We start from the raw sequence: 17,571 nt of genomic DNA on the forward strand, positions 1-17,571 counted from the left end.
TTACTTCTGCCAATCTTACTTGCTATTTAAAGCGCGGATCCGGCTGGCTAGAGAGTATAAACGAATAAAGCCTTCAGCGTGCTTTTGATCGTAAACTTGGTCTTCACCAAAGGTTGCAAACTCTTCCGAGTACAAGCTATTTGGCGAACGTTTTTGCACCGCAACTGCTTGGCCTTTATAAAGCTTAATCACTACATCACCATTGGCATCAGCAGCCATCGCTTCTGACGCGGCAATGAGTGATTTACACAGTGGCGTAAACCAACGACCGTCGTATACCAAGTGTGCCATTTCTTGGCCCACTTTCTCACGCCATACCCGTGAAGTTTTATCTAATACTAACTCTTCAATTGCGCGTAGCGCCGCAACAATCACCGTGCCGCCAGGAGTTTCGTAACAACCACGAGACTTCATACCAACAGTACGGTTCTCTGTAATATCAATACGACCAACACCATGAGCAGCAGCAATATCGTTTAGCTTCATTACTACTTGGTAAGGGCTTAATGCTTCATCGTTAACCGCAACAACACGGCCTTGCTCAACTTTAAGGCTTACGTATTCTGGCTCGTTTGGTGCATCTACTGGATCAACGGTTAAGGTCCAAACACCTTTGCTTGGCTCGTTCCAAGGGTCTTCTAGCTCGCCACCTTCGTGCGAGATATGCCATGCGTTAGCATCACGGCTGTAGATTTTAGTTGCTGAAGCAGTAGTCGCAATGTTGCGCTCTGCTAGGTAGTCCAGCAAATCTTCACGGCTTTCCATGTCCCACTCACGCCAAGGCGCAATTACTGTTAGTTCTGGAGCCAATGCTGCAAAACAGCTTTCGAAGCGAATTTGGTCATTACCTTTACCAGTACAACCATGACATACCGCGTCGGCGCCAACTTTACGGGCAACTTCTACTTGCGCTTTAGCAATGATAGGGCGCGCCATTGAGGTACCTAACAAGTAAGTCCCTTCGTATACTGCACCAGTAGCAATGGTTGGGTAAATGTAGTCAGCTACAAACTCTTCTTTAAGGTCAACGATGTAACATTCAGATGCACCAGAGGCTAAAGCTTTCTCTTCTAGGCCAACTAGCTCTTCTTCGCCTTGGCCAACATCGGCACAAAAGGCAACAATTTCACAGTTGTTGTAGGTTTCTTTTAACCACGGAATGATGGCCGAAGTATCTAGGCCGCCTGAGTATGCTAATACTACTTTTTTGATATCTGACATTTAAAAATTCCTTGTTTAACTCAGCCTAGAGCTGAACATTCACTAACTTAATAAACTTACTAGTACGGCGTTTTGTGCATGCATACGATTCTCGGCTTGATCAAAAATCAAAGATTGAGGACCGTCCATCACTTCCGAAGTAATTTCCAACTCGCGGTGAGCAGGTTGGCAGTGCAGCACGTGGTTAATAGCACATTGTTGCATCAAATTCTGGTTAATTTGATAAGCCATAAACTTATCTTTAACTGATTGCAGTGGCGTATCGTCGCCCATCGATACCCAAGTATCACCATATACTACGTCGTAGCCTTTAATGTCTTCAACGGTATTGGTCACTACAATTTTGCCGCCATGCGCTTTGGCTAATTGATTAGCTTTTTGCACAACTTGCGCATCTGGGCTTGAGCCTAGCGGGCAAACGGCAGCCACTTCCATGCCTAAAATAGCGCCGCCTAACAATAATGAATGCGTCACATTGTTGCCATCGCCTAAGTAAGCCAGCTTAACTTTGCTTAAATCTGAGTAGTGCTCAGCGATGGTTTGGAAATCAGCTAAGCCTTGGCATGGGTGGTACAAATCACACAGTGAGTTGATAATTGGTACCGACGAATGCTCACGCAAAGTTTGTAGGGTTTTATGAGAAAACACTCGCGCTACAATCGCATCAGCCCAACGGGTAATGTTAGAGGCAAAGTCTTTCACACTTTCACGCTCGCCCATCGCACCATTTTGCTGGTCTAAATAAACCGCATGTCCGCCTAAACGGTTAATGCCAATATCAAAAGTTACTCGTGTACGTAATGATGGTTTTTCAAACAAAGTTACAACACTTTTACCTGCAAGGGTTTGCCCATAATCTGCGGGTGTTTTTTTAATTTTAGCGGCCAGCTCAAGCAGCCCTAAAATTTGTTCTTGAGTTAGATCCTGCAAGCTTAACAGGTGTTTAAAATCACTCATCATCTTTCCTTAAACGGTAACCTGAGTCCCTACCGACTCACCTTTATATGTTTGTCCAGCTAACAAGCTGGCGAGTTTCGCAGGATCTTTCCATGATGCTAGCGAAACCGGTGTTTGCAAAAATTCGGCAGCCTCTAGAGCCGCTTTAACTTTTACCGTCATGCCATCGGTAATCACACCATCGGCAATCAATTTGTCAGCCAGTGCGCTATTTAGCTCAGCCACCAGCTGTTTATCTTGGTCGAGTACGCCAGCCACATCGGATAATAACACCAATTGGCCCTGCAGCAATTTACACACCGCTAACGCAGCTTGGTCGGCATTCACATTGTAAAGTTCGCCGTCTTCGCCAATACCAATTGAGCTCATTACCGGCACGTGGCCCAGCTCAATAAGGCTATTTAACAATGCAGGGTTGCCTAAAGATGCCTCGCCAACGTGGCCTAAACGTGCATCCATTTGGCTTACTTTACAAGAGCCTGCATCACTTAAACACAAGCCCACAGCCGACAAACCTGCTTTTAGCGCTTGCGCTAACAACAACTTATTGCTGGTACCTGCCAAGGCACCCACTACATAAGGAATTTGCTCTTTAGGTGTTATGCGCAAACCGTCTAACTTTTCTGATACAAAGCCGGTTTTAGCTAATACATCTTCTACGACTACACCGCCACCATGCACTAATACAATAGGTTGCTTAACTTGTTGCAAGGCAGCAAATAAATTGTCTAGGGCTAGGCTGTTATTTAAAACGGCACCGCCTAACTTAATCACTAATGGTTTCATTGCCTGCTCCTAAACCAGCGACTCAGTAAGGGCAAAGCCATTACGAATATTCAAACACTGGATAGCTTGGCTAGCTGCACCTTTTAATAGGTTATCTTCAGCTGATACCACAATTAAGTCTTCACCTTGTTGTTGCCAAGCCACATCAATAAACGGTGTGTTTTCTACTTTGGCAATAGAAGGCCACTCACCTTCCAATATGCGCACAATGTTTTGGCCTGCATACGCTTGCTGATAAGCCGCATTTACTTGCTCTTCAGTGGTGCCTGCTTTTAGCACCACATTAATGGTGGCTAAAATACCGCGTTTAAAGTTACCCAAATGTGGAGTGAAGATCACTGGGTGACCTAAGTGGGCAGCAATTTCTGGTTGGTGGCGGTGATTAAACACCCCATAAGGCGCTAGGCTTACTTCGCAGAATGAGCTAGTTAACGAGGCTTTGCGCCCTGCACCACTTACGCCACTAGTAGCATTAATTACCGCTTTGTTGCTTGACTCAACCAACCCAGCTTCAACTAATGGCTTAAGCGCGGTTAATGATGCAGTTGGGTAACAACCTGCTACAGCGACTAAATCCGTTTGCTTAATTTTCTCGGCATTCCATTCAGCTAAACCGTATACCGCTTTTTCTAATAACTCGGGGAACTGATGAGTAAAACCGTAGAATTTTTCGTAAAACTCTGCGCTTTGAACACGGAAGGCACCAGACAAATCGAAGACCTGACAACCTGCATTTAAAAATGCTTCGGCTAAATCATGGCTTACTTCGTGAGCAGTGGCTAACAAAACAATATCAATATTAGCAAAGTTTTTGGCGATATCAGCCACAATTAACGGTTGCACTGGAGCGTCAACCACACCGCGTAATTTGCCGTGCAGAGTAGATAGCGCCTTGCCTGCGTCTACACTTCGCTCTGAAACATACAACCCGGCAAGTTCTAAATCTGAATGGCGACTTACATAGCCTGCCAACTCTGCTCCGGTGTATCCACTTGCACCAACAATCGCTGCCTTTAACATCGTTTCTTGTTCCCTTGAAATCTTATGGCATAGTGTTATTTATTGAGCTGCATTTTACTGACCAAATGAACAAAATGTCACGCTTGTCAGCTCAAAAAAAACTAGCTGTCTTTAATATAAACGGAGAATACCACAGGCAATTCTTTATGCAATAAAAATGAATTTTTATTTATTGTTAAATTTACGCATATAGGTTAAAAAGTAAGCCAAACAAAGTTGCCCTTATTAAAATATGAGTAACAATCTATAAATAGCCGCTTGATCCTAAGCAAAGGAAACAGCGTTATTTGTAATTTAATTACAGGTATTTTGACTATATGCTCGGTCTTAGGTATGTTTTTGCCCTAGGACTAGGGTGATTTAGTAAAAAAATTTCAATAATCGCTAGCAAACGCAAACAGTGAAGGAAAGACAATGAGCCAGAATATGCCTCAGGAGATTAACGCCTCGTTACGAGGAAATGTGAGTCTACTCGGACAACTACTTGGTAACACGATCAAGAGCCATATGGGAGAAGCGTTTCTAGAGAAAGTAGAAACCATACGCCAGCTAGCTAAGGCCTCACGTAATAACGATGATGAGGCGCGCGAGCAGTTATTGGAGCTATTGCGTAACCTAAGTGATGACGAGCTATTGCCGGTAACCCGCGCCTTTAGCCAATTCCTAAACTTGGCAAATATCGCCGAGCAATTCCACACCATTTCACGTAACTGCGAAGGCAGTACCTGTGCCCAAGATCCTATCGTCCAAGTTTTCAATAAACTAAAGCAAGAAAACTTAAGTGAAGCAGAGATCCACCATGCAGTGGCACAGCTAAATATTGAGCTGGTACTTACCGCGCACCCAACCGAGGTGACCCGCCGTACCCTAATCAACAAACACGTTGCCATTAATAACTGTTTAGATTGGTTAGAACTCGACTTACCAGACCAAGAGCGCAGCCAACTGCTAAGCCGCTTAGAACAGCTAATCAACCAAGCATGGCACACCGACGAAATTCGCCAGCAGCGCCCTACTCCAGTAGATGAAGCTAAATGGGGTTTTGCGGTAATTGAAAACTCACTATGGCAAGCCGTGCCAGACTTTGTGCGCCAGTTAGACAAAAAACTTGGCCAGCACTTCGATATGCGCATGGCTTTAGATGCTGCGCCAGTAGTGTTCTCATCTTGGATGGGAGGCGACCGTGACGGTAACCCATTTGTTACTTCTAAAGTAACCGAAGAAGTATTGTTGTCTAGCCGCTGGGTTGCCGTTGACCTTTACTTAAAAGAAATTCAAACCTTGGTTAGCGAATTGTCGATGAGCGATGCTAACGAAGCGCTGCTTGAGCAAACTGGTGACCAAAACGAACCTTACCGCGCCTTATTAAAAGTATTGCGCAGCGAGCTGCAAGAAACTCACGACTACCTTACAGCCAAGCTAAAAGGCCAGTACACCGAAGCGCGCGATATTATCACCAATACCGAGCAGCTACGTGAGCCACTTGAGCTTTGTTACTACTCGCTACAAGACTGCGGCATGGGCATCATCGCCGACGGCACCTTGCTAGATCTACTGCGTCGTATTGCCTGTTTTGGCATCAACTTACTACGTTTGGATATTCGCCAAGACAGTGGCCGCCACGAAGAAGTGTTCTCAGAAATCACTCGTTACTTAGGCATGGGTGACTATGCACATTGGAACGAAACCGATAAACAGCACTTCTTACTGCAAGAGTTAAACTCTAAACGCCCGTTGTTCCCACGTGATTGGGAGCCAAGTGAATCGGTACAAGAAGTACTAGACACGTGTGCCATTATCGCCAAGCAAGAGCGCGAAGCATTAGGCATTTACATTATCTCTATGGCGAGTGAGCCATCTGACGTATTAGCCGTGCAACTGCTACTGCAAGAAGCTGGTTGTCCGTTCCGCTTGCCGGTTGCGCCTTTGTTCGAAACCCTAGACGATTTGAACAATGCGCCAGCTACCATGAGCAAACTGCTATCAGTTGATTGGTACCGCGGTTACATCTCTGGCCAACAACATGTAATGATTGGCTACTCAGATTCTGCTAAAGATGCCGGTGTATTAGCCGCATCGTGGGCGCAATACCGCGCTCAAGAAGCGCTAGTATCTATCTGTGAAGGCCATCAAATCAGCTTAACCTTGTTCCACGGTCGTGGCGGTACAATTGGTCGTGGTGGTGCGCCGGCTCACGCAGCCTTGTTATCACAACCTCCAGGCTCACTAAAAGGTGGCTTACGGGTAACTGAGCAGGGCGAAATGATCCGCTTTAAGTTCGGCCTACCTAAAGTTGCCATGGATAGCCTAAACCTCTACGCCAGCGCAGTATTAGAAGCGAACTTGATTCCACCCATGGAGCCAAAAGACGAATGGCGCGAAGTGATGGACCAAATTGCCGAAACCTCTTGTGAAGCCTACCGTGGCATTGTTTGGGGTGAAGAAGAGTTTGTGCCTTACTTCCGCTCGGCTACTCCAGAGCGCGAGTTAGCTAAACTGCCATTGGGCAGCCGCCCAGCCAAGCGTCGCTCAGACGGTGGTGTAGAAAGCTTACGTGCTATCCCATGGATTTTCTCATGGAGCCAAAACCGCCTATTGCTGCCAGCTTGGTTAGGTAGCGGTGCGGCATTCGAAGGTTTAATTAAAGAAGGTAAAAGCGAGCTGCTAACCGAAATGCGCGCGTGGCCATTCTTTGATAACCGCTTAGCAATGCTAGAAATGGTATTTATGAAAGCCGATACTTGGCTATCAAAAATCTACGACGAGCGCTTAGTGGAGCCAGAGCTACAGGAGCTAGGTGAAAAGCTTCGGGTTAAGTTAGAAGGCGCTAAAGCGGCCATTGTTTCGCTAGCACCAGACAACAAGCTATTGGCTAATCAAGCCTGGGTGGTTGAATCACTTAATCTGCGTAACCCTTACATCGATCCTTTGCATGTATTACAGGTTGAGCTGCTAAATCGTTCTCGCGCTAACGAAGAACTTTGCCCAGTAGTTGATCAAGCCTTAATGGTAAGCATTGCCGGTATCGCTGCGGGTATGCGTAACACCGGTTAAATACACACATATTTAACCGTAGCAACCCCGCTTTATGCGGGGTTGTTTGTTCTTAGGCTAAGCTAATAGCTTACTTTACAGGGTACTTTTGCTGCTTGGCAGCGTTGGCTCATTGATAGCTAGGATGTCTTCAATGCAACAATACAAAGGGTGGTTATTTCTTGCCTCGCTGCTACTTTACTTACTGTATGCCTTTGGCGTAATTGGCATTGGTTTAGCCACCGCAGTAACCTGGGCTGCCGCCTTGCTGTATTTGCCTCAGCTTAGCAAAGCCATTCGCATTCAGGCGGGCTGTTTGTTAAGCATTGGCATCGTATTGCTATTAATTGCAGCCAAACAAAATACCTTGCTAAGAGCCTCCGACATACTCTCAATAAACCTTCCCTTGCTGGCGATGTTTAGCGCGGTATCTTTTCTCGCCTTAGCCAATCCAGAGAATCAACAAGACCCTTTACCTATTGGCAAGCGTAGCATTGCCTCAACCGCCCTAGGCATGAACCTGCTGGGTGCGGTAATCAATCTATCGATTGTATTCATTGTCGGTGACCGTTTGGCCAAACAGCAAGCTTTAACTAATGCCCAACAAAAAGTATTAATGCGCTGTTTTTGTGCCGCAGCCTGGTGGTCTCCGTTTTTTATTGCCACTGCGGTTTCCATTACTTACGCCCCCGGTATGCAATGGCTAGATGTGCTGCTACCGGGCGCTTTAATGGCGCTGATTGCCTTGGCCTTTACCACTGCCGAAGTATCACTAAGAGAGAAAGACAGTTTTGCTGGTTACCCCTTGCGTCGAGAAAGCTTAACCATTCCCTTTGTGCTAGCCACCAGCGTGATAGCTTTGCATTTCGCCTTCCCCGATTTCAGCATTATTTTGATGATTACCTGCCTAGCACCTCTTGCAGCCTTAAGTTTTGCCAAAGGGAACTCAAAAGTGCTCATTGCCAGAAACTTTGTTAGCCATCGCTTATCTAACGTTGGCAGCCAATACGTGTTGTTTTTAGCTGCTGGGGTATTCTCGGCGGGTATTAAAGCCTTGTTGCTGGCCTATCCAGAAACCTTAAGCCTGCACAACGTAAGCTTTAATCATCAAACCTTTGCAGTAGTGTTAGCAATGATGATCGTGGCCTGCATGTTTGGTATTCACCCAGTTATTAGCATTTCTTTAGCCAGCCCTTTGTTATTGCCGCTTAATCCAGAGCCTAGTCAGCTAGGTTTTCTATTCTTAAGTTCTTGGGCAATATCCACCGGCAGCAGCCCGCTATCTGGCGTAGGCCTAACCATGATTGGCCGCTACCAATTTTCGACTCGGCAGATACTTAAAAACAACTGGTACTACGCCCTAATCATGTGGCTAATATGCTCTGGGGTCAATGCACTGTTGATGTAACTGGGGTCGTGGCCATGTGGTTAGTTCGTTTACATTTACCGTAAGCTTGAGCTTTCAACTTCTAGTTCACGATATGGTATCTAGAGTCAAACTCATTGCTGCTCCTTTATGTGTTAGCTATAGAGCAAAAGCTTTCGCCTGCGGCGACGTCATTTTTCTTTGACGAGCAAAGAAAAACGAAGCAAAAAGAAAACTCGCCCTGCATTATCTTTATCCTTCGTTGCTCAGTGGCAAGCGCGCCTGCGCAACTCGCTACGCTCAAACAGACTTCAACTCTGCTCCCTTGTTCATTTGCGCTACTCGGCGAAGATAATGGGATTGAAAAGCACAATCTTGGCTATCAAGTTTGTGAAACGCTCTTGCCCCGAAGTTAGCTAGAAAATGCCATTGCATGTTAAAGCTTTTACCTACTTATCTTTATTTAATTTAATTAGCTTATCAAGTGTATAAACACTGCCATTTAAACGTGTAAATGAATGCCTGCCTCTATAAAACCTTGCACTCTACAATGTTGGATTTATCATTACTGTAGTTGTTGTTGGTGGTGGCTAATGTATAAGTATAAAGTCAAAACTAACTTGTTTATTTTTTAGAGTGAAATCATGAGAATTATTTCAATGCTTTTTGTTGCCTTGCTTGGCGGCTGTGGGATGCCACCAGAAACCGCAGAAGAATTTAGAAATTCTAAATATCCGCCGCTGACATTTAAAGTTAATTTAAGCGTTACTGAAGTTTTTCAATTACTAATTGATGAATATGCACAATGCTACCAGGTTAACCATTCGACGTTACTCCCTATTGGCGATGCTTTTATTAGCTCTGATGAGTCTAAAACAGTTGAAGTCAGTCAGTTATCTGACCACCATTATCAAATTGCAGTAAGGAGAGAGGTTAACCTAAATAGTTGGTACGAAAGGATGATTGAGTTGCAAGGGAACAATGAGGTGCAAACGGAAATTACCGTTTACCAACTACCAGTTTACAACTCGAAAGATAAGACAACAATAGAACTATTCCTGTCAGGAGATAAAGTCTCAATTTGTGAGAATTAAATACAATTAAGTAAACATCATCACCAGCAAAAATGTCGATGATGATGTTTATCTGAAGCACGGTTTTTGGCTCAAAAGTTAGTCATCATTCTTCGTTTGACCCTTTTATGTCCAGCTCCGTGCTGATGGGCAGAACACCGTAACGCAGATCTGTCCAATAGTTTGTTTGAAGATAATCTACTGTTATAACCGCCCTCCCCGATACAAAAAAGCCTAGCATTGCTAGGCTTTTTATCTCTCAGCTGTATTCGTCACTAAGCAGGCACTGCTTCCGCTGGGCGAACACCTAAAGTGTGGCAAATAGCGTAAGATAACTCCGAGCGGTTAAGTGTATAAAAGTGAAAGTCTTTCACTCCTTCGCGCGATAATACTTTAACCATTTCAATGGCCACACTGGCGCCTACTAGGTTTCGAGTAGTTTGGTCATGCTCTAAGCCAGCAAACTGATTGTGTAACCATTTTGGCACTTTTACATTGGCAAAAGAGGCGAACTTTTTCAGGGTATTGTAGTTAGATACTGGCAAAATACCGGGTACGATTTCCCCTTCAATGCCAATGGCTGCACAGCGGTCACGAAAGCGCAGGTAGCTTTCTACATCAAAAAAGAACTGGGTAATGGCGCGGTTGGCACCGGCATCCATTTTACGCTTTAAGGCCAACAAATCGGCTTGGGCACTTTTTGCTTCTGGGTGAATCTCTGGATAAGCCGCTACCGAGATATCAAAATCAGCTTCTTCTTTTAACAAAGCAACCAAATCGCTGGCGTACATTTGCGGCTTGGCGGAACCTTCTGGTAAATCACCTCGTAGTGCCACAATGTCTTTAATTCCGCTGTTCCAGTAATCGCGAGCAATTTGGCGCAACTCATCGGGCGTTGAGTCGATGCAGGTTAAATGCGGTGCAGCCGCTAAGCCTGTGCGGTCTTTAATTGCTTTAATCACCTTGTGAGTGCGATCTCGAGTACCGGAGTTTGCGCCATAGGTTACTGATACAAACTTAGGCTTTAAGGTTTGCAAACGCTCGATAGACGACCACAAAGTTTGCTCCATGGTCTCGGTGGTTGGCGGGAAGAACTCAAAGGACACGTTAATATCGCGGTTAAGCTCACTTAAGCTTTGATTGAGTGTTTCGATTTGTTGCGCGTTGTGAAATCCCATTGACCTTCTCCGTTAAAGACACTTAGACGTCTATACTGCTAGATACTAAAGAGAAGATTATTTAAGTCAACGCTATTCATCTTAAACATAGCTTTAGATGAATTATTTTCAACATGGGGGTTTTAGCCGCTAACTGCTGGTTAAATATGCATTAAGACGAATAGTTAGCTAACAGAATTAGCTCCGCTACTCGAAAGGAGTGTATTGAATAAGATTAATCCACCACTCTTTAGTGCCAGAGGGCGTTTTTACAAACACATCATCGTCTACTTGCTTACCGATAAGCGCTCGTGCCATGGGAGAGTCGATAGTTATGTAACCCAGCTTTGGGTCTATTTCATCGGTGCCAACAATGCGGTAGCGCACGATATCGCCTTCATCATTTTCCAGCTCGACCCATGCGCCAAAAAATACTTTGCCGTTTTGTTGGGGGTGATGGTCAACAATTTCTAGGGCATCTAAACGCTTGGTTAAGAACCTTAGTCGAGAATCGATGCGGCGAAGCTCTCGCTTACCTTCTTTGTATTCCGCATTTTCTGAGCGATCACCCAGTGCTGCGGCTTCGGATACTGCTTGAGTTACTTGAGGGCGTTTAACCTTCCACAAGTACTTTAATTCTTCATCGAGCTTATGCCAGCCAGGGCGAGTGATTAAATTGGTTTTCATAGCTACGTAGTTAAGTCTGCCTAAGCCGATTATAAACGACTTAGGCAGCAAACTCGCAAGCTTTAACTAGAGGATATGTGCTTGGGTGGTTTCTCGTTTCACCAATTCAACTGGAGGAATACGGAAGTTATTGCTAGCACCACCATTTAGCATGTCTAAAATGGTTAAGGCGGCAGCATAACCGGTATCAAATATGGGTTGGCGCACTGTAGTTAGCGGCGGAATGAAAAACGCCGAGCCAGGCACATCATCAAATCCAATCACCGAAACCCGCTCTGGCACTGGTCGCTTTGCTTTGTATAAAGCCAACATTGCGCCATGTGCGGTTAAATCATTAGAAGCAAAAATAGCACTAAACTGACGCTTGTTGGTTAACAAACGCTGCACCGCATCAAAACCGCCTTGCTCGGTAAAGTCGCCCTGCTCAACCAGCTGCAGCTTCACAGGCAAACCTGCATGCTCCATAGCCTGGCAATAACCTTCATAACGTTGCTGAGCGTCGGGATGCCCCTCGGCCCCTTTAATATGAACAATCTCGCGGTGGCCCAATTGAATAAGATGATTGGTGGCCATGTAAGCGCCCACTGAATTTTCAATCTTTATCGAACGTAAGCGGGCTGCTTCTAACTCACGGCCTAAAGCAACGATGGGTCTTTTCTTTGAAAACTCGACTACCTGTTCGTCACTCAACCCGCCAGTTACGATGATAATTCCATCCACCGAGCGCGATAGCAGCAGCTGCATCGACTCCATTTCTTCTTCGCTATTCCAGTGGCCCGTTACAATAATATGTGAGTAACCTTGAGCCAGCAGAACTTCTTCAATTCCATTTAAAATAGATGAATAGAACGGGCTATCTGGGTCTTGCACCAATACACCAATTGTCATGGTGCGGCTGCTAGCACTGGCTCCGGTTTGCTGGCCAGGTTTATAGCCAAGCTCAATCATTGCAGCTTGAATTTGCTTACGTTTTGCATCAGACACATAAGTGGTTTGATTCATAAACCGAGATACAGTGCTAGGTGAAACCCCAGCCAACGCAGCGACATCATAAACAGTTGAGCGTTGCTCTAACTTATTTTTATCTTTCACATTGATTCTCTGACAACTAACACTAGTTCGCATTATATCTCTCCCGGTGTTGCTAAATAGTGATAGCGACCTAGAAAGATATAACTCCCTGTCTCACTATAACCGTCTACTTAGCCAAGAACTTGTTTTCAATGATATTGAGCGTTAGAACGCCGTGACAGATCACATAATCTGCTGGTGCTTACACCCAAGTATCAGTAATTACTTAATTTTTGAAGCAATAAAGGCCGACATAATGTCGGCCTAAAATACTAAATTGTTATGGATTTACTTACTTGAGACGGTGTTCATCCAACACTGTAGTCACCCATACCAAAGGTGCATTCCAGTTGATGGTAATTTCGTTCAAGGTCCAAGCACCAATTTCATCGGCAAAACAAGTTTGGCCAACACAGCCGCCCTTCATACCTGCCGCAACTGGGTCGCTAAAGCTGATTGAATTTGGTCCACCCGATAATGCACCTGGTGCCGGTTTTGGTGAATTAGCATCAGCTTGATGCGCCCAAAAACGGTGGTGCGGATTCTTAAGCGGGTTGCTGCCGTAACCAGTGATGTATGACTGATCAAGCGGGTTACGCCCTAAGATGTAATCCATGGCATGTATCAAAGCTTGCATGTACTTACTATCGCCACTGTAATCACTTGCATAGGTAAGGAAAATACCGCGATTCACTAAGTTTGAGTTAGACCCCCAAGGATACTGCTCTGCGCTGTATGGAATGTGGTAGCCCTCTTTTGTCATTAATGAGCTGTATGCATCGGCCGTAGCAACAATCTTAGCGCGCGCTTTATCACGAGTTGCTTGATCTAACTTGCTAGGAACAAGAGCTAGGCTCAAGGTGCCTGCTGAACTTAAATCTTGCCAGAATAAGTCACCTTTAGCTGTTTCATCACCTACTGGTGCCGCTAAGAATGCAGGAGATGCTTTAGCTGCTTCTAAGTACTTCGATTCACCTGTCGTAATAAATAGCTCTGCCGCTGCCCAATAAAACTCATCAGCTAGTTCTAGATCCCCATAAGGGCCAGAGCCAGTGAAGTTATCGTAAGCGTATACTTCTGGGTGTTTATTGGCAGCTTGCCAAGCACGGTTTGCCGCAGTTAAACACTGAGCAGAGAAATCTGCATCAATATCTTTCCAAATACGCGCACATTGTGCAGCTGTTGCCGCTAAGTTTAAGGTTGCGGCAGTACTAGATTGGCCAACATGACGCTTTTGAGTATCTTTATGCGGCGGTAATGGCATACCGGTCCACTTTTCATCGGCTACCTTGTGGAACGCCATACCAGAGGCGTCAATTTCGGTTAGCTTAAGGGAACGAATGTTTTCTTGTTGGTTACCCACAGGCACCGATACTTTGCTGCCTTCTGGGATTTGCATGGCTAGCATGAATTCCATGTTCCAGCGCGCTTCATCCAATAAATCGTTAACACCATTACCCGCTTCTGGCATCGGTTGCTTGCCATCGGCAAACGGCTCGCTAGCGCCTTCAATAAACTGTGAGCGCTCGTAAAGGTTCATTAAGGTCCAAGTACTAATGCCGCCGTTTACCACATACTTACCGTGGTCGCCCGCGTCATACCAACCGCCGGTGAGGTCCATGTCAAAATCACAACCTGGCCACTTGTTGCCTTTGTCGTCGGTTTTGTTAAAGCAGCTCACTACATCTGGCACATGCCCTGCTGGGCGCGCCAAGTTTGGACGTTGTACAAACTCTGGCTTAATCTCGATACCGCTTCGGTTCTGGTAGAAATAAGCTAAGGCATCATGTTTCAGCTCACTGTAAATATCGTCGGCGATTTTGAAAGGATGGCTAGTTTGGCCATCTACATCTAGCACCAAGTTTTCATGCTTGGTGGTTAAAGCAGAAAAATCAGCTTGATGCACTGTTTCGCCAGATGCAGCATTCACCCCAAATATTTTGGTTTTACCAGTAAGCAGGTGATTGCCTTCGGCATCTTTCACTCGCCAAACGCGAGGCTGTTGTTCTTCGCTGCGAATCACCGCAATTTTTTCTGATTTAGGATAGAAGCCAATCTGATTTAAACGAATATTAGGAATTTTGTTTACGATTACGAACGATTTACCTTTCACCGATATGTCGCTAAAACACAGTACCGCTTCTTTTTGGGCTCCTAGCTGGAACTGAAACTCGGTTTTAGCATCACTCTTTTGATCTTGAGTGAACTTGAAGCTAAAGGCTTTTGGCTCGGTGCCAATCTCTAATACTTGATTAAAGTATTGCGTATAAGGCGCACCATTATGCTGGATAAGTGCAGTAAAGGCCGTGTCTTTGTTGGCGCGCGCCACAAAGTCGATGGCATAGTCTTGGCCTTCTTCTAAACCAAATCCGCGCTGGCCTAAAATTACATCCCATGGGTTAGAGCCGGCACGTTTAATGTCCATGCAGGCTTCGCCGTCTTTTGCTACTAACTCGGCACCGCTAGACCACCAGCCGGTGGTTCCATTGCTAAAATCAGTATTACTAAGCATTTCATCGCTAGCCGCTAGTGCTGGGGCACTGATTAAACTTGCCAATACAATGCTTTGGCTAATACGGCTTAAACTAAAATTGATAAGAGTCTTGTCGCTCGCGCTCATTTCGCTCTCCTTGAACTGAGGCATTAAAATCTAACTTCACTCTAATTCAGCAAGTCGGTTTTGTTGATGGGCTTAGCTCACATAACTATGACCAAGGGCCTGCAACAAAACGTATCTATGAAGTGCTTATGAAAAATTTGTCACGCTGTGAAATAGTTTTCACGCTATTAAGATTCCACATATTAACTTTTCTGCTTGATGCCAGTTAATAAGCGAATAAGATAGAGGGCACTTTCTTTTGCTGCAGCAAGCAGCGCCTCTAAAATTACATAAGCCCATGCAAAATTTAGAACAACAAATTGCTTCAGATATCAACGCACAAGCTCAACAAGTGAGTGCCGCCATTAAGCTTCTTGATGAAGGTTCAACGGTTCCTTTTATTGCCCGCTACCGTAAAGAAGTTACCGGCGGATTAGATGACGGGCAATTACGCTTGTTAGAGCAACGCTTAATTTATTTGCGTGAGATGCAGCAACGCCGTATTGCAATACTCAAATCCATTGCCGAACAAGACAAACTTACACCGCAATTAGAACAAGCCATTAATGCAGCAAGCAGTAAAACAGAACTAGAGGATCTCTATCTTCCTTACAAACCCAAACGGCGCACTAAAGGGCAAATTGCCATTGAAGCTGGCATAGAGCCTTTAGCAGAGCTTTTGCTAAGCCAGCCAGATACCAGCCCAGAAAGCCTAGCCGAAGATTTTATTAATAGCGAAGCAGGTTTTACCGACAGCAAAGCGGTATTAGATGGTGCTAAGTTCATACTAATGGAGCGCTTTGCCGTGCAAGCCCCGCTGCTCGCTAAGCTTCGTTTATTCTTACAACAAAATGCCTCGGTAAAGGCAGAGATTATCGATGGTCAGCAACAAAATGGTCAGAAATTCCAAGACTATTTTGACTACCACGAAGCCATAGGAAAAATACCTTCTCACCGCGCTTTAGCCATATTGCGAGGGCGCAATGAAGGCATACTTAACCTAAGTGTAGAAGTTGAGCAAGAGGACGGGCTAAACCACCCTGCCGAGCAAATGATCCGCGACTATTTTGCTTTAGCCCCTAAAGGGCATGCTAGCGACCGTTGGATAGCGACCGTGGTGCAATGGACCTGGCGAGTAAAATTAAAACTACAACTAGAAACAGAATTGCTCAATCAGCTACGTGAACATGGCGAAGACGAAGCAATTAGTGTGTTTTCGCGTAACTTAAATGATCTATTGATGGCGGCCCCTGCAGGGCCTAAAGCCACCTTAGGTCTAGATCCAGGTTTGCGCACCGGGGTCAAAGTAGCGGTGGTTGACGCTACCGGTAAACTGGTTGCCTACGACACCATTTACCCTCACGCGCCACGAAATCAATGGCAAGACTCGCTTAAAACATTAGCGAGTTTAGTGACTAAGCACCAAGTTAAGTTGATTAGTGTAGGTAACGGCACCGCCTCACGTGAAACCGATAAACTGGCCGCTGATCTCATTGGCATGTTGCCACCGCAAGGTTTGCAAAAAGTAATGGTGAGTGAAGCTGGTGCCTCGGTGTATTCTGCCTCTGAGTTAGCAGCGCAAGAATTTCCAGAGTTGGATGTGTCGATTCGCGGTGCAGTGTCGATTGCTCGCCGGCTGCAAGATCCCTTAGCCGAGTTAGTGAAAATTGAGCCCAAAGCGATTGGTGTTGGCCAATACCAACACGATGTGAGCCAAAGCAAACTATCACAACAATTAGACAGCGTAGTGGAAGACTGTGTAAATGCCGTAGGTGTAGATGTAAATATGGCTTCGGCACCACTGCTAAGTTTTGTGGCCGGTTTAAACACCGCCATAGCGCAAAACATTGTGGCCTACCGCGACGAGCACGGTGCGTTTAAGTCACGCGCAGCCATCAAAAAAGTGGCTCGCTTGGGGCCTAAAGCCTTTGAACAAGCCGCGGGCTTTTTACGGATTAACCAAGCGAAAAATGCTTTAGATAGTTCGGCGGTTCACCCCGAGGCTTATCCCGTAGTACAGGCCATTGCTGAGCATAGCCAGTGTGAAGTTAGCCAGTTGATTGCCAACGGTGAGCGCTTAAGCAAACTCGATCCGAAACAATTTACTAGTGACAAATTTGGTCTACCCACTGTAACCGACATTATTGATGAGCTTAAAAAACCTGGTCGCGATCCTCGCCCAGAGTTTGCAACCGCCACCTTTAAAGAGGGTGTAAACACCATTAGCGATCTAAAGCCAGCCATGCTGTTAGAGGGCGTTGTGACCAACGTAACTAACTTTGGTGCTTTTGTTGATGTTGGCGTGCATCAAGACGGTTTGGTACATATCTCCTGCTTAGCCAATCACTTTGTAAAAGATCCTCATCAAGTGGTTAAAGCCGGCGATATTGTTAAGGTAAAAGTGTTGGAAGTAGAAGTGCAACGTAAACGCATTGCCCTTAGCATGCGCTTAGATGAAGACGTCCGCTCTACTCCACCTACAAACAAAACAAAACCAACGCACAATAAGCCTCATTCGGCCAAAAAGCCGCAAGCTAGTGCGCCGATTAATAGCGCCTTTGCAGATGCTTTTGCTAAAGCGAAGAAATAAATGTAAGCAGA

12 protein-coding genes are annotated in these 17,571 nt (G+C 45.4%); 4 read left to right on the forward strand and 8 right to left on the reverse strand.

What is annotated here, in order from left to right:
* Positions 1-15: 15 nt before the first annotated feature.
* The 4 genes from ACYFDN_RS10970 to argC are packed head-to-tail and all read right to left on the reverse strand — an operon-like array spanning position 16 to position 3,984.
* Positions 16-1,221 (reverse strand): argininosuccinate synthase, encoded by a 1,206-nt coding sequence (locus tag ACYFDN_RS10970; protein WP_152783416.1) that lies wholly within the window; start codon positions 1,219-1,221, stop codon positions 16-18.
* A 42-nt stretch (positions 1,222-1,263) separates the two neighbouring features.
* Positions 1,264-2,178, reverse strand: a complete 915-nt coding sequence (locus ACYFDN_RS10975; RefSeq protein ID WP_483511108.1) for an ornithine carbamoyltransferase — start codon at positions 2,176-2,178, stop codon at positions 1,264-1,266.
* A 9-nt stretch (positions 2,179-2,187) separates the two neighbouring features.
* Positions 2,188-2,964 carry an acetylglutamate kinase gene (argB, locus tag ACYFDN_RS10980; RefSeq protein ID WP_152783414.1) on the reverse strand — a complete coding sequence of 259 codons (777 nt, stop codon included), beginning with the start codon at positions 2,962-2,964 and terminating at the stop codon, positions 2,188-2,190.
* A 9-nt stretch (positions 2,965-2,973) separates the two neighbouring features.
* On the reverse strand, positions 2,974-3,984 hold the full coding sequence (argC, locus tag ACYFDN_RS10985) for an N-acetyl-gamma-glutamyl-phosphate reductase (protein ID WP_483511109.1): 1,011 nt from the start codon (positions 3,982-3,984) through the stop codon (positions 2,974-2,976).
* Positions 3,985-4,398: 414 nt separating this feature from the next.
* On the opposite strand from argC, the gene ppc reads away from it, so the two are divergent.
* The 3 genes from ppc to ACYFDN_RS11000 all read left to right on the forward strand — a co-directional run bounded on the left by ppc (position 4,399) and on the right by ACYFDN_RS11000 (position 9,477).
* Positions 4,399-7,038 (forward strand): phosphoenolpyruvate carboxylase, encoded by a 2,640-nt coding sequence (gene ppc / locus ACYFDN_RS10990; protein ID WP_483511111.1) that lies wholly within the window; start codon positions 4,399-4,401, stop codon positions 7,036-7,038.
* Between the two features lie 133 nt (positions 7,039-7,171).
* Positions 7,172-8,425: a hypothetical protein gene (locus ACYFDN_RS10995; RefSeq protein ID WP_483511113.1), complete on the forward strand. Its 1,254-nt coding sequence runs from the start codon at positions 7,172-7,174 to the stop codon at positions 8,423-8,425.
* A gap of 602 nt (positions 8,426-9,027) precedes the next feature.
* Positions 9,028-9,477 carry a hypothetical protein gene (locus tag ACYFDN_RS11000; RefSeq protein ID WP_483511114.1) on the forward strand — a complete coding sequence of 150 codons (450 nt, stop codon included), beginning with the start codon at positions 9,028-9,030 and terminating at the stop codon, positions 9,475-9,477.
* A 254-nt stretch (positions 9,478-9,731) separates the two neighbouring features.
* Here the strand turns inward: ACYFDN_RS11000 and metF are convergent, their stop codons facing one another.
* The 4 genes from metF to ACYFDN_RS11020 all read right to left on the reverse strand — a co-directional run bounded on the left by metF (position 9,732) and on the right by ACYFDN_RS11020 (position 14,991).
* Entirely contained in the window at positions 9,732-10,634 is a 903-nt protein-coding gene (gene metF / locus ACYFDN_RS11005; RefSeq protein WP_152783404.1) for a methylenetetrahydrofolate reductase, read from the reverse strand.
* A 186-nt stretch (positions 10,635-10,820) separates the two neighbouring features.
* Positions 10,821-11,300, reverse strand: coding sequence for a transcription elongation factor GreB (greB, locus tag ACYFDN_RS11010; protein WP_152783402.1), 480 nt, complete (start codon positions 11,298-11,300; stop codon positions 10,821-10,823).
* Between the two features lie 66 nt (positions 11,301-11,366).
* Positions 11,367-12,392, reverse strand: coding sequence for a substrate-binding domain-containing protein (locus ACYFDN_RS11015; protein ID WP_016403475.1), 1,026 nt, complete (start codon positions 12,390-12,392; stop codon positions 11,367-11,369).
* A gap of 271 nt (positions 12,393-12,663) precedes the next feature.
* Complete coding sequence (locus ACYFDN_RS11020) at positions 12,664-14,991, reverse strand: glycoside hydrolase family 9 protein (protein WP_483511115.1); 2,328 nt, start codon at positions 14,989-14,991, stop codon at positions 12,664-12,666.
* 277 nt (positions 14,992-15,268) lie between these two features.
* Between ACYFDN_RS11020 and ACYFDN_RS11025 the strand changes: the two genes are divergently transcribed.
* The gene (locus tag ACYFDN_RS11025; RefSeq protein ID WP_483511117.1) at positions 15,269-17,560 is read left to right on the forward strand and encodes a Tex family protein; all 2,292 of its coding nucleotides are present in this window, start codon (positions 15,269-15,271) and stop codon (positions 17,558-17,560) included.
* The last annotated feature ends 11 nt before the right edge of the window (positions 17,561-17,571 follow it).

Source organism: Agarivorans sp. D1326 (genome assembly GCF_056958115.1).

Excerpts from the sequence above, each read along its gene's own strand:
- argC (WP_483511109.1), bottom strand. The coding sequence starts at position 3,984 with ATGTTAAAGGCAGCGATTGTTGGTGCAAGTGGATACACCGGAGCAGAG.
- ACYFDN_RS11000 (WP_483511114.1), top strand. The coding sequence starts at position 9,028 with ATGAGAATTATTTCAATGCTTTTTGTTGCCTTGCTTGGCGGCTGTGGG.
- ACYFDN_RS11020 (WP_483511115.1), bottom strand. The coding sequence starts at position 14,991 with ATGAGCGCGAGCGACAAGACTCTTATCAATTTTAGTTTAAGCCGTATT.
- ppc (WP_483511111.1), top strand. The coding sequence starts at position 4,399 with ATGAGCCAGAATATGCCTCAGGAGATTAACGCCTCGTTACGAGGAAAT.
- ACYFDN_RS10995 (WP_483511113.1), top strand. The coding sequence starts at position 7,172 with ATGCAACAATACAAAGGGTGGTTATTTCTTGCCTCGCTGCTACTTTAC.
- argB (WP_152783414.1), bottom strand. The coding sequence starts at position 2,964 with ATGAAACCATTAGTGATTAAGTTAGGCGGTGCCGTTTTAAATAACAGC.
- ACYFDN_RS11025 (WP_483511117.1), top strand. The coding sequence starts at position 15,269 with ATGCAAAATTTAGAACAACAAATTGCTTCAGATATCAACGCACAAGCT.
- metF (WP_152783404.1), bottom strand. The coding sequence starts at position 10,634 with ATGGGATTTCACAACGCGCAACAAATCGAAACACTCAATCAAAGCTTA.
- greB (WP_152783402.1), bottom strand. The coding sequence starts at position 11,300 with ATGAAAACCAATTTAATCACTCGCCCTGGCTGGCATAAGCTCGATGAA.
- ACYFDN_RS10975 (WP_483511108.1), bottom strand. The coding sequence starts at position 2,178 with ATGAGTGATTTTAAACACCTGTTAAGCTTGCAGGATCTAACTCAAGAA.
- ACYFDN_RS10970 (WP_152783416.1), bottom strand. The coding sequence starts at position 1,221 with ATGTCAGATATCAAAAAAGTAGTATTAGCATACTCAGGCGGCCTAGAT.